General features: G+C 36.4%; 14 protein-coding genes and 1 pseudogene. 8 read left to right on the forward strand and 7 right to left on the reverse strand.

Features of this window, described 5'->3' with window-relative positions:
- Positions 1–47 precede the first annotated feature (47 nt).
- Genes IQ237_RS12220 through IQ237_RS12230 form a run of 3 tightly spaced genes read right to left on the reverse strand, consistent with a single transcriptional unit; the run spans position 48 to position 1,428 of the window.
- The gene (locus tag IQ237_RS12220; protein WP_228020099.1) at positions 48–506 is read right to left on the reverse strand and encodes a DUF29 domain-containing protein; all 459 of its coding nucleotides are present in this window, start codon (positions 504–506) and stop codon (positions 48–50) included.
- Between the two features lie 56 nt (positions 507–562).
- Positions 563–1,147, reverse strand: coding sequence for a Uma2 family endonuclease (locus IQ237_RS12225; RefSeq protein ID WP_194055469.1), 585 nt, complete (start codon positions 1,145–1,147; stop codon positions 563–565).
- A 59-nt stretch (positions 1,148–1,206) separates the two neighbouring features.
- A complete protein-coding gene (locus IQ237_RS12230) occupies positions 1,207–1,428 on the reverse strand; it encodes a hypothetical protein (RefSeq protein WP_194055471.1) in 222 nt (73 codons plus the stop codon).
- A 151-nt stretch (positions 1,429–1,579) separates the two neighbouring features.
- Here IQ237_RS12230 and gloA point away from each other — a divergent pair, with 151 nt between their 5' ends.
- The 3 genes from gloA to IQ237_RS12245 all read left to right on the forward strand — a co-directional run bounded on the left by gloA (position 1,580) and on the right by IQ237_RS12245 (position 5,503).
- Positions 1,580–2,014 (forward strand): lactoylglutathione lyase, encoded by a 435-nt coding sequence (gloA, locus tag IQ237_RS12235; RefSeq protein WP_096566329.1) that lies wholly within the window; start codon positions 1,580–1,582, stop codon positions 2,012–2,014.
- Positions 2,015–2,160: 146 nt separating this feature from the next.
- On the forward strand, positions 2,161–4,845 hold the full coding sequence (gene clpB, locus IQ237_RS12240; RefSeq protein ID WP_194055472.1) for an ATP-dependent chaperone ClpB: 2,685 nt from the start codon (positions 2,161–2,163) through the stop codon (positions 4,843–4,845).
- Positions 4,846–4,927: 82 nt separating this feature from the next.
- A complete protein-coding gene (locus IQ237_RS12245) occupies positions 4,928–5,503 on the forward strand; it encodes a Uma2 family endonuclease (protein ID WP_194055474.1) in 576 nt (191 codons plus the stop codon).
- A gap of 724 nt (positions 5,504–6,227) precedes the next feature.
- Here the strand turns inward: IQ237_RS12245 and IQ237_RS12250 are convergent.
- Positions 6,228–6,659: a DUF29 family protein gene (locus IQ237_RS12250; protein ID WP_194055476.1), complete on the reverse strand. Its 432-nt coding sequence runs from the start codon at positions 6,657–6,659 to the stop codon at positions 6,228–6,230.
- Between the two features lie 297 nt (positions 6,660–6,956).
- On the opposite strand from IQ237_RS12250, the gene htpG reads away from it, so the two are divergent.
- The 5 genes from htpG (at position 6,957) to IQ237_RS12270 (ending at position 10,597) form a co-directional block, all read left to right on the forward strand.
- The gene (gene htpG, locus IQ237_RS12255) at positions 6,957–8,924 is read left to right on the forward strand and encodes a molecular chaperone HtpG (RefSeq protein ID WP_194055478.1); all 1,968 of its coding nucleotides are present in this window, start codon (positions 6,957–6,959) and stop codon (positions 8,922–8,924) included.
- 194 nt (positions 8,925–9,118) lie between these two features.
- A complete protein-coding gene (locus IQ237_RS12260) occupies positions 9,119–9,409 on the forward strand; it encodes a hypothetical protein (protein WP_194055499.1) in 291 nt (96 codons plus the stop codon).
- Positions 9,399–9,593, forward strand: a complete 195-nt coding sequence (locus IQ237_RS26280; RefSeq protein ID WP_228020102.1) for a hypothetical protein — start codon at positions 9,399–9,401, stop codon at positions 9,591–9,593. Before IQ237_RS12260 ends, IQ237_RS26280 begins: the two co-directional genes overlap by 11 nt.
- Positions 9,594–9,602: 9 nt before the next feature.
- Positions 9,603–9,776, forward strand: a complete 174-nt coding sequence (locus IQ237_RS26285; RefSeq protein ID WP_228020105.1) for a PIN domain-containing protein — start codon at positions 9,603–9,605, stop codon at positions 9,774–9,776.
- An 89-nt stretch (positions 9,777–9,865) separates the two neighbouring features.
- Positions 9,866–10,597 carry a Uma2 family endonuclease gene (locus tag IQ237_RS12270; RefSeq protein ID WP_194055480.1) on the forward strand — a complete coding sequence of 244 codons (732 nt, stop codon included), beginning with the start codon at positions 9,866–9,868 and terminating at the stop codon, positions 10,595–10,597.
- 114 nt (positions 10,598–10,711) lie between these two features.
- Here IQ237_RS12270 and IQ237_RS12275 read toward each other — a convergent pair.
- From IQ237_RS12275 to IQ237_RS12285, 3 genes and pseudogenes are all read right to left on the reverse strand, one after another.
- Positions 10,712–11,203 (reverse strand): annotated as a pseudogene (locus IQ237_RS12275) (RidA family protein); the annotation flags it as partial.
- An 88-nt stretch (positions 11,204–11,291) separates the two neighbouring features.
- Positions 11,292–12,161 carry an SWIM zinc finger family protein gene (locus IQ237_RS12280; protein WP_194055482.1) on the reverse strand — a complete coding sequence of 290 codons (870 nt, stop codon included), beginning with the start codon at positions 12,159–12,161 and terminating at the stop codon, positions 11,292–11,294.
- A 154-nt stretch (positions 12,162–12,315) separates the two neighbouring features.
- Positions 12,316–12,471 carry a DUF4351 domain-containing protein gene (locus IQ237_RS12285; RefSeq protein ID WP_309225754.1) on the reverse strand — a complete coding sequence of 52 codons (156 nt, stop codon included), beginning with the start codon at positions 12,469–12,471 and terminating at the stop codon, positions 12,316–12,318.
- Positions 12,472–12,485 lie beyond the last annotated feature (14 nt).

Here is a 12,485-nt window from a genome sequence, read left to right on the forward strand (position 1 = left end):
CACCTAAATTAACACCAATAAACTTTTGCTTTACCCCTACCCTATAATTATTCTTCCCAAAACTTCCTATTTAACAAAGCATCTACATCACTGGGAAATGGAAAAACATCAGAAAAATAAACATCAGGATAACCATCTCTGACATTTTCTAAAGCCATTTCATAACTTTTATCAAGAATTTCTAAAACAAAACCTTTCAAACTCGGTGAGTCTTCTAACTCAATTTGTAAACGTTGACGAAAATTTCTAATTTCAATTTCCCAACCCCGATAACAGTCTGACATTGGTACATAACACCGCTTTAACAAATGTTCCAATAACCTTACCAAAAAACTCCTAACTGCTTTACGCTGACTTTTACCCAAAGACTCTACCTCTTCAATTAAATTTTCCCAATCTAAATTTTCATTGTCTCTTGCTTTTAATTTATTGACTGTATCCTCAACCCAAAGAGAAAAATCTTGTTCATATAGATTTTTTACTGCTTTGACTGATATTTTACTCATATTTCCTACTCGCTGTTTATTTTAATTTTATCGTATATTTTAGCTAACCATCACACCTACCAAATTTTCCCCATTTTTAAAACAAACCCTGGTAAAACAGGTTCACAATTAACCACATCAGGATTTTCTAAACATTCTACATATTCCCCAGGACGATAAATATAAACGTGCCGATTTTTTCTATCAATTAATAACCCTAATTGTATTCCTGGTTCTTGCATATATTCCAACATTTTATCTTTTAAAGACTGTAAATTATCTGATTCTGATCTTAATTCAATCACAAAATCAGGACAAATCGGAGCAAACTTTTTCTGTTGTTCCGGTGTTAAACTATTCCATCTATCTAACTTTATCCAAGCAGCATCAGGAGAACGTTCCGCACCTGTGGAAAGTTTAAAACCTGCACTAGATGAAAATGCTATTCCTGTTCCATCTTCATCTGTCCAGTTCATTACTTGTTGGATGATTCTACCTTCTCTATTACCGCCTTCTGAACCTGTTGGTGGCATAATTGATATTTCTCCATATTTATTTCTCTCAATGCGTAAATCACGGTTTTCTTGACAGAAATCAAAAAATTGATCGTCTGTCATGGGCATTGATGAGGGAAAATGTAATATTAAAGGTGATGAAAGCATAATAAGTTACTCCATCTGAATTGAAATTAATTTTAGCACAATCTCACAAAAATCTATACCTACCAAATTTTCCCCATTTTTAAAACAAACCCCGGTAAAATAGGTTCACAATTAACCACATCAGGATTTTCTAAACATTCTACATCTTCCCCAGGACGATAAATATAAACGTGCCGATTTTTTCTATCAATTCTCAAATCTCGATTTAATTGACAAAATTCAAAAAATTGATCATCAGTCATTGATGATGGCATTTGCAACAATAAAGGTGATGAAAGCATAATATTTACTCCATCTAAATTAAAATAAATTATATCACAAGCACTGATAAAATTTACTTAATAATTAACGATAATATCCCAAATTTTTGAATAATTCAGATTTCTGATTCTAATGAGATATAAAATATAATAGTTAATCAAAATGGTGAATATGCGATTACTACACACAATGTTGCGGGTAGGCAACCTAGAAAAATCCTTGCAATTTTACTGCGATATCCTGGGCATGAAATTACTGCGACGTAAAGATTACCCAGGTGGAGAATTTACCCTGGCTTTTGTAGGTTATGGGGATGAAAGCGACCACACTGTGATAGAATTAACCTATAACTGGGGTGTGGAAAAATATGATTTGGGTAACGCCTATGGTCATATCGCCCTGGGAGTAGATGACATTTACTCCACCTGTGAGGAAATTAGAAACCGTGGGGGTAAGGTAGTCCGCGAACCTGGTCCAATGAAACACGGTTCAACAGTGATCGCTTTTGTCGAAGATCCCGATGGTTATAAAGTTGAATTGATTCAACTGGCTACTCACGGTACAACAGAAACAGAAAAATCCCCAGCACAACTGGTTAGTCAGTAATTCTCGTCTGAAGTATCTTATCTTAGAGTAGGGTGGGCTTTGCCCCACCATCACCATCGTCTGTATAAACTTGTGATTATTTGCCAATCACCAATTTATAACCTAAAATCGTCAATCTTAAAAATCTAAAATCGAAAATCTTAAAAATGCAGCCTACAGATCCAAATAAATTTACTGATACAGCTTGGGATGCTGTTATTAAATCTCAAGATATTGTCCGCGCTTATCAACAACAACAATTAGAAGTAGAACATTTAATTCTTGCCCTTTTAGAAGAATCTAGCAGTGTAACTTCAGGTATTTTAGCCCGTGCGGAAATTGATCCGATTCGGTTACAGGAGCAATTAGAAGGTTATACTAAACGTCAGCCCAAAGTAGCTAAAAGTGATCAGTTGTATCTGGGAAGAAATTTAGATTTGCTGCTAGATCGAGCCGAAGAAATTCGTGGGAGAATGAGGGATGGGGAAATCTCGGAAGGTCATATTTTATTAGCTTTTGCGGAAGATGAACGCATTGGCAGACGAATATTTAAAGGTTTAAGTGTTGATATTGCTAAGTTAGAAACTGCTGTTAAAAATGTTCGCGTGACTCAAAGGGTTTCTACAAAAGCGGGAGAAAAAGAATCTGCGGATCTTAATGAACCAGCTTTAAAACGTTTTGGTAGAGATTTAACGGAACAAGCCAAAGCAGGAAAATTAGATCCGGTTATTGGGCGTGATGATGAAATTAGGCGAGTTATTCAAGTTTTATCCAGACGTAGCAAAAATAACCCGGTTTTGATTGGTGAACCTGGCGTTGGTAAAACTGCGATCGCCGAAGCTTTAGCCCAAAGAATGGTTAACGGTGACGTTCCTGAGTCTTTGAAAAACCGTCAATTGATATCTTTAGATATTGGTAGTTTAATTGCCGGTGCAAAATACCGTGGTGAATTTGAAGACCGTTTAAAAAATGTTCTCCGAGAAGTTACGGAATCTAACGGGCAGGTAGTTCTCTTTATTGATGAACTGCATACCGTCGTTGGTGCAGGTTCTAACCAACAAGGATCAATGGATGCGGGTAATTTACTTAAACCCATGTTAGCCCGTGGTGAATTGCGTTGTATTGGTGCAACAACTTTAGACGAATATCGCAAATATATTGAAAAAGATGCAGCATTAGAACGGCGGTTTCAACAGGTATATGTAGACCAACCCACTGTAGAAAACACAATTTCTATTTTAAGAGGTTTAAAAGAACGTTATGAAGTACACCATAACGTGAAAATTTCCGATTCCGCTTTAGTGGCAGCAGCAACATTATCAGCCCGTTATATTGCAGATCGGTTTTTACCTGATAAAGCTATTGACTTAGTAGACGAAGCCGCAGCGAAATTAAAAATGGAAATCACCTCCAAACCTGCGGAACTGGAAACCATTGATAGACGCTTAATGCAGCTAGAAATGGAAAAACTGTCCTTATCAGGGGAAGAACTAGCTACACCGCAAACTAAGGAACGTTTAGACAAAATAGAACAGGAAATCGCCACTTTAACCCTTAAACAGCAAACTTTTAACGAACAATGGCAAGGAGAAAAGCAATTATTAGAAGCTATCAGCACTTTAAAAAAAGAAGAAGATGCGCTTCGGGTGCAAATTGAACAAGCTGAAAGAAATTATGATTTAAACAAAGCCGCACAATTGAAGTATGGCAAATTAGAAGGCGTACAAAGAGAACGGGAAATTAAAGAAGCCCAGCTATTAGAAATTCAAAATCAAGGTTCTACCCTGCTACGGGAACAAGTCACCGAAGCTGACATTGCGGAAATAGTCGCCAAATGGACAGGTATACCAGTTAACCGCCTGTTAGAGTCAGAACGCCAGAAATTACTGAAATTAGAAAGCCATTTACACGAAAGAGTTATTGGACAAGAAGAAGCTGTTGCTGCTGTTTCCGCTGCTATTCGTCGCGCTCGTGCGGGAATGAAAGATCCCTCACGTCCTATTGGTTCATTTTTGTTCATGGGACCCACTGGCGTAGGTAAAACCGAACTCGCCCGCGCCTTAGCTCAATTTCTCTTTGATTCTGATGACGCTTTGGTGCGTTTAGATATGTCCGAGTACATGGAAAAACACTCAGTTTCTCGGTTAGTGGGTGCGCCTCCTGGATACATCGGTTATGAAGAAGGTGGTCAACTTTCCGAAGCTATCCGTCGTCATCCCTATTCTGTGGTGTTGCTGGATGAAGTGGAAAAAGCCCATCCCGATGTATTTAATATTCTACTGCAAGTATTAGATGACGGTAGAGTTACGGACTCTCAAGGAAGGGGCGTAGATTTCCGAAATACAGTCATAGTCATGACTAGTAACATTGGTAGTGATCATATTCTCGATGTTTCCAGTGATGACTCAAAGTATGATTTGATGCGAAATAAAGTGATGGAAGGTTTGCGATCGCACTTCCGCCCCGAATTTCTTAACCGCGTTGATGACTTGATCTTATTCCATACCCTCAGTCGTTCAGAAATGCGCCATATCATCCGTATTCAATTAAAACGGGTGGAAAAACTCCTCAAAGAGCAAAAAATATTCTTTGAAATATCCCAAGCTGCTTGTGATTATTTAGTTGAAGCTGGTTATGATCCAGTTTATGGCGCACGTCCGCTAAAAAGGTCTATTCAGCGGGAAGTCGAAAACCCCCTCGCTACCAAATTATTAGAGAATACCTTTATTTCTGGGGATACAATTATCATTGATAAAGGTGAAAACGGACTGACATTCTCTAAAAAACAATCAGTCAAAGTATCAGTGGGGAAAAAAACAGTTAAATTAGTAGAAGCATCTTCTGAGGTGTAGGTTTATATATCTTGTGGGAGTGGATAATTAACCCCACAAGATTGTGTTGCATTACCTAATATATTTATTGAGGTGATTTTCTATGATTGCAAATCCTAGTTATAACTATATTTCCCCTGAAGAATATTTAGAATTAGAAGAAACCAGTTCTATCAAACATGAATACAGACAGGGACAAGTTTATGCAATGGCTGGTGCTAGTAATACTCATGTAGTTATTAGTGGCAATGTGTTTGCTATGTTAAGAAATCATCTGCGCGGAAAAGGTTGTCAAGCTTATATTTCCGACACGAAAGCACATATTGAAACAATGGATATTTATTCTTATCCTGATGTAATTGTTAGTTGTGATCAAAGAGATCAAGCCTTTAATAACTTTTTACGTTATCCCTGTCTAATTATCGAAGTTTTATCTCCTACTACAGAAGCTTTTGATAGAGGTGATAAATTTGCTGACTATCGTAATTTAACCACACTCCAAGAATATGTGTTAGTCAGTCAAAATAAAATCAATGTAGATGTTTTTCGTCGTAATTCAGAAGGACAATGGGTATTGTATAGTTATGGAAAGGAGGAAAATTTACATTTAGCAAGTGTAGATTTTCAATGTTCTATAAATGATGTTTATGAAGATGTGAGTTTTGAATCTTCCTCTTAATTTGGCAAAGCATCTAATTGTCTGAATCAGGATATCCAGGATGATAGGATTTACAGGATGATAGATACAATAGTGATTATTGTGGATGATTTATGGATTTCACTTGAATCACTGTGTCATTTTCTATCTAAGAAGTTTTCTATTTATGGGTTGAGTAGTTATTATTAATGGTTTTTGGTAAGTTAATTATGAATTTTACGTAAATTATACATACTTAGTTTAGTGAGAATTTCCCACAAAATAGCACTACATTTATTTTACTCAAACATGATATTATTCAGGATGTGAGTAATTTATCAAGTATTTTGACAAATATAATCCTGTAAATCCTATCATCCTGGACATCCTGATTCAGACAATTAGGTTAGTGAGAATTTCCCACAAAATCGCACTATATTTATTTTACTCAAACATGACTTATTCAGGATTTAGCTTGTAAACCTCTTTGTGCTTGCATTCCTCCTGGTACTTGTTCCGGTGATTCCTCTTCTCGGCCAAACAGTCGACCTTCACGGGTTTTGGTGGTGTGAAAGGGTTTGCTTCTAGTTGTGGTGGAAGAGAGGGAAAGATATTATTGATTTGGGTATTACCTTCGCCGTCTTGTGTGATGTTTGTTTGTTTGTCAATGTTGTTAAAGTTCATAGGATAATTACACTTAAAAAGTATTCATATACTTGATAAATAAAAGAGTTTAGCATTGCTAAACTCTTACTTGCTATTTTGTTTACTTGGCATTTTCTAAAATTAAATCAATAGCTTGTTGTAATATCATTTCCTTATCTACCATTACTGCTAATTCTTCAGTTTCATATTTACCTTCAAATGCTTCTTTTGCTGCACCATTCAATGATAATTCATAAGCATCTTCTAGGGTTTCTCGCAATTCTTCACTGGTAAAGTACATTCCTCCTGATTTACGACGCTTGTTTGTGCGTTGAATTTCTTTCACTGCATTAGCAATAGACAAATTCCATGATCTAGTGGTACGTTTTTCCGCTGCTTGTTTAATTAGATGGAGAAGAATAATTTTACCAAAACTAAAAATCTTATTCAGCTTGTCATCTTTACTCATTTCCGTCATCTCTTCAACTAGCAGCAACGCATCAGGAATATTGCCACTGATCAGCAATTCTTTCAATTCCAGCAATTCTTCCATAACTTATACCTCCTGATTCAAATAGTAACCCAATACTTTTCGGTTAACCCAAAAAAATATAATTATGTAGGTTGGTTTGACGATAGGAAACCCAACGTTTCTAACGGTTTGTTGGGTTTCACTTTGTTCAACCCAACCTACGAAAAACTAAAATTCTCCTCCCAGTCACCAATCCACCTCACATGGTAGTGTAATCCGAATCATTATTTAGAGGTATTCCTTACCTCACAAAAGACATATATAGTCGAAAATTGATCCTCAGAATTATCTGCAAGTAAATCAAACACACGGATAACTATGTTAGAACAAGGTACAATCAGTATCCATACTGAGAATATTTTCCCCATTATCAAAAAATCTCTCTATTCAGATCATCAAATTTTCTTGCGGGAACTGGTATCCAACGCAGTAGACGCGATCCAAAAAATCAAAATGGTTTCCCGTGCAGGAGAATACAACGGAGATATCGGTGAACCAGAAATTACCATTGCCATTGATAAAGATAAAAAGACTCTTTCTATCTCTGATAATGGCATTGGAATGACAGCAGAAGAAGTCAAGAAATATATTAACCAAGTTGCTTTTTCCAGTGCGGAAGAATTTATTCACAAATATGAAGGAAAAGCCGATCAACCAATTATCGGACATTTTGGTTTAGGTTTTTATTCCTCCTTCATGGTGGCGAAAAAAGTCGAAATTGACACCCTTTCCTATAAAGAAGGTGCAACAGCAGTACATTGGACCTGTGATGGTTCACCAGAATTTACATTAGATGAATCTTCTCGTACTTCTCGCGGTACTACCATTACTTTAACATTAATGCCCGACGAGGAAGAATATTTAGAACCTGCGAGAGTCAAGAATTTAGTTAAAACTTACTGTGATTTTATGCCAGTTCCCATCAAATTAGATGGGGAAGTATTGAATCAACAAAAAGCTGTTTGGAGAGAATCTGCTAGTAGTTTAACCAAAGAAGATTACTTAGAATTTTACCGCTATCTTTATCCTTTCCAAGAAGAACCTTTGTTATGGGTGCATCTAAATACAGATTATCCGTTTATTATTAACGGGATTTTGTATTTCCCCAAAATGCGTCCTGATGTAGATGTAACAAAAGGGCAAACAAAGTTATTCTGTAATCAGGTTTTTGTAAGTGATAACTGTGATGAAATTATTCCCCAATTTTTACTACCAATGCGGGGGGTAATTGACAGTACAGATATTCCTTTGAACGTTTCCCGTAGTGCATTACAAGGCGATCGCACTGTTAAAAAAATAGGGGATTACATCGCTAAAAAAGTCGGCGATAGTTTGAAAGAATTATATCGCACCGACAAAGAAAAATATATCAATGCCTGGAAAGATTTAGGCACATTTGTTAAATTTGGTGTTCTCAACGACGACAAATTTAAAAAACAAGTTGAAGACATCATCGTTTTCCGCACCACTGCCAAATTAGAAGCAGAAAAAACAGAAACCCCCGCAGTAGAAGTACAATCTTCTGACGGTGATGTATGGCAAGATGTCACCCCAGAAAACACCACCAGCTTACCTTACACCACCCTCAAAGAATATTTAGAACGCAACAAAGAACGTCACGAAAATAAAGTTTTCTACTGCACCGATGAAGCGAGTCAAGCAACTTATGTAGAACTGCATAAAAACCAAGGTTTAGAAGTTCTATTTATGGACTCCTTCATTGATACCCATTTTATTAACTTCCTAGAAAGAGAATATCAGGATGTTAAATTTACACGGGTAGACTCTGACATTGATAATACATTATTAGATGATAAATCAGGGGAAATTGTAGACCCCACAACCAACAAAACCAAGAGTGAAATTATCAAAGAATTATTTGAAAAATCACTCAACAAACCAAAAGTTAATATTCGTACCGAGGCGTTAAAATCAGATAATCCCCAAGGAACACCACCAGCAATGGTATTGTTACCAGAAATTTTGCGTCGTCTGCGAGATATGAACGCCATGATGCAACAGCAAAATGCAGAATTTCCTGAAGATCATATTTTGTTAGTAAATACCGCCCATCCTTTGATTCAAAACTTGTTAACCTTGAACCAAGGAAGTATTATTCAAGGTGATGGAGAATCACCCACAGCGCAGTTAACAAAAATGATTTGTCAGCACGTTTATGATTTGGCATTGATGTCTCAAAAAGGCTTTGATGCTGAGGGGATGAAATCTTTTGTGGAAAGGTCTAATGATGTGTTGACTAAGTTAACAGAAAAAGCGAGTCAGTAGGTACAATATGTAGGGGTTTAGCAATGCAAACCCCTACCTTGTTATTGCTGACATAGGAAATTGTCAGAATCAGGATGTCCAGGATTTGAGGACTTACAGGATGATTTCTTTTTAAGGATTTTTTACAGGATTTGCAACAAAATGGTTTTAAATAGCTTTATACTTTAATTAAGTAAACAATATTTCAAGATGCAATGATATCTATTCCTATTACCCTAGAACAACTGATTGCAGTTGTAAAACAGTTACCACCAGATGAACAAGCACAGGTAGCAATGTCCTTACTTAAAGGAGATTTATCTTCAGATTTGACAGAATTACTACAAAAACGGTATGCTTTAAATTCTGATAGTGAGAATGTGGAAAGTTTAGCTATTTCAACTGATAAGAAACTGAACAAGTATGATTTCTCTGATTTAGTGGGGCGTTTAAATTGGCGAGGAGATGCAGTTGAAATGCAAAGGTCTTTAAAAGATGAATGGTGATCGTTATCTGTTAGATACAAATGGGGTTGTGGCTTTGTTTCAGGGAAATTATCAACTGCTGCAAATATTACAAAACGCTGATTGGATCGGAATTTCCGTTATTAGTCAAATTGAATTTTTGGCATTTTCTGGTTTAAGGGAATTAGATCATCAGCTTTTTCAAGAGTTTATTCAGCGTGTGTAAGTTGTTGGTTTGTCAGCAAAAGATACGTTATTAATTGATAATATTATTAAAATTCGTCAGCAATATCGCTTAAAATTACCTGATGCAGTAATTACAGCAACAGCAATACAAAATACAGCCAGTTTGGTAACGGCAGATCAAGAGTTAATAAAAATACCTATTTTGACTGTAATTACTTGGTAATTTCATCAAAATTAATTCTTTCTCCTGACTCCTGACTCCTGACTCCTGCTATATAATCATTGATAAACCTGCAAACAGGAAAAACCACCATGATCATCACCACCCAAGACTATCAAATCACTTGGGAAAAATTACCCGATGATTACATCCTTCCCGACGATCCAGTGGATAACATCTACCAACCCACCCAAGCCGCAGCCCTAACCGAAAGCCTCCAACTAGCAGGTAAACTTGCTCCCAATTGCCTGACAACGACCAATTACGGCATTTGCGCCACACTCAATGGCAAAATTGTCGTTAAAGCACCTGACTGGGCTTATATACCCGAAATTCGCACAACTAAGCAAGAAGTCTTTCGGAGTTATACACCCCAACTACAGGGAGACATTCCGGTTATTGTCATGGAATTTATTTCTGATACCGACGGAACAGAATATTCTAGTAAACCAACTTATCCTCCTGGAAAATGGTTTTTCTATGAAAGAATATTAAAAGTTCCTAACTATATTATTTTTGAACCAGATAGAGGAGAATTAGAAGTTTATCGCTTAGATAAAAATAGTGAACAATACCAAATAGAAACACCTGATCAAAACCAACATTACTGGATAGAAGAAATCAAACTTTATCTGGGTATTTGGGAAGGTACAAGAGAAAATCTCACCACTAAATGGTTAAGATGGTGGGATGAACAAGGAAATTTATTGTTGTGGAGTTCTGAGTTAGTAGCACAAAAACAACAGGAAATAGAAGTAGAAAAACAACGTGCTGACAAACTAGCAGCACAACTACGTGCAGCAGGTATCGAACCAGAAAACTAAAAGTAGGGTAGCCAAAACCCACCAAATTATAAAATAAAACTCTTGTGGTGCGGGCATACTTCGACAAGCTCAGTACAAGTCTTGCCCGCTAATAGTATACTTAAGAAAAATCTGTTAACTAATCACAGCAATACATTCAATTTCTACCAACACATCTTTAGGTAAACGGGAAACCTCCACACAAGCACGCGCAGGGGCGGTATCTTCAGAAAAATACTTTGCATAAACTGCATTTACAGCAGCAAAATCTTTCATATCAGCTAAAAATACACCTGTTTTCACCACATCATTAAAAGTAGCGCCGGCTTCTGTGAGGATAGCTTGAAGATTTTGCATCACCTGTTCCGTTTGCTTGGTGACATCATCGGTATAAACCACATCACCTAAACGGGGATCAATAGCAATTTGTCCAGCGACAAACAGCATTTTCCCAGAAGCTACAATAGCTTGATTATAGGGTCCAACGGGAGCGGGTGCTTTATCGGTACGGATAACTTCACGAGTCATAATTTTAATCTCTTTTATCTCTTTTGGTAAAGGTGCATCTGGTTTATTGAAGTCTAAATCAACATCTGTTGTATAAACTTCCCCATCTGGCATTATCGCATTTCCTCTTAAAATGGAAGGTTTTCAACCTTGAATGAAATAATTATCAATTGTCAATTGTCAATTGTCAATTGTCAATTGTCAATTGTCAATTCTTCATTGCTGCTAAAAAAGCCTTTTGACTCACATCTTTATAAACGGATTGTAAATAATTCATTGTCACATCACCCGCAGATGAACTGACTAAATTTTCCTCATCTTTAGCTAAGGGAATTTTACCCAAAACATCTAACACCGTCTCACCCACACTAGGAGAAATGACCACTAAAGAAGATTCTAATGGCTCATTATATTGCCAAAAATTATCTGATTTTAATGAAAATTGATGTTCAGAAATTGGTTTTTGAACTTCTGTTTGTTCCTGTTTGCTAGTCGTTTCCTCCGACTTTTCTGCCAACTTTTCTACCAACTTTTCTACAAGTTTACTGCTGCGTAAATTTCGTAAATCACTAATAATTTGTTCTCTGGTACGTCCCCGTAATTGAAATAATACAAAAGGATCTTCACTAAAGCGATCGCCTAATTGATAATACACCGCCCCAATATGTTTACAAGGTACTGCTTTATCAGGACAGGAACATTTACTATGAACATCACCCAAGGTAAAAGGAAATAATGAAAGTCCGTTACTTGTAAACACATCTTCTATATTTTGTGGCATTTCTCCCGCTAATAACTTAGCAGAAAAAACCGACTTATGAGACATAGTTTCAATCACATAACCCCATTCTTCATCACTAAAAGCATCAAGAAATAAAGAAACTTTATAAGGTTCTACTTCACTACCTTGTACCTTTGCTAAAACCTTCGCCCCTTTAAATTCAATACTCAAAACATTACCTTGTCGAGAATAATTTCTCGCCCTTTCTAACCGCTTTTTAAAACGATAAGAATCTAGTAAATCTAACCATCTTTGGGACCACCATTCTCTGCTTGCTTGTAAAGTTTCTTGACTCATAATTAAAAAGTTGGTGTTAGAGGATATTGTAGAGATTTTAGATTGAGATTTTAGATTTAGGACTTACGTAAGATTGGACTAAAAACAGGATTATGACGTAGGGTTAATTCATGAATTACCCCTACTTTCGTTCTGTTTTGCGTAAGTCCTGAGATTAAAGATTATCTAACCACTGTTGCAAATCTGCCACTGTATCTAAATCAAATATTGCCTCTCCCAAAGATTCCAGAATTTCTATATTTAAACTCATAATCTCAGTTTCTAATTCTCGATCAATTTGTCCAAATTTTCTATTAATTAACCGGAGAATAAAATTTTTTTCTC

Source organism: Sphaerospermopsis sp. LEGE 08334, from assembly GCF_015207205.1.
In the GTDB taxonomy this organism is placed as follows: Bacteria; Cyanobacteriota; Cyanobacteriia; order Cyanobacteriales; family Nostocaceae; genus Sphaerospermopsis.